Raw genomic sequence first — 250 nt, forward strand, 5'->3', positions numbered from 1 at the left:
GGTGTGGTGGCCGGTGGTGTGGTGGCCGATTCTCAGCGCCGCGACCAACCCGGCGGCGAGAGCGACAGCGACCAGGCCGGCCGCCACGAACAGGGCGGTCCGCCGCCGCGGTGGCGGCTCGGCCCGACGGTGCCGTGCCGCGCCGGTGCCGGGGGTGAGCGCGTTGTGCAGGGCCGCGGCGAAGTCCGAACAGGTCTCGTAGCGGGCCCCCGGGTTCTTGGCCAGCGCTTTGGCGAACACCGGGCCGAAC

At 75.6% G+C, this 250-nt stretch carries 1 pseudogene; it reads right to left on the minus strand.

The features are described 5' to 3' along the window. Positions 1-250 (minus strand): annotated as a pseudogene (locus FQ668_RS28720) (hypothetical protein); the annotation flags it as partial.

It is taken from the genome of Pseudomonas sp. Kh14, from assembly GCF_900291005.1.
Classification (GTDB): domain Bacteria; phylum Pseudomonadota; class Gammaproteobacteria; order Pseudomonadales; family Pseudomonadaceae; genus Aquipseudomonas; species Aquipseudomonas alloputida.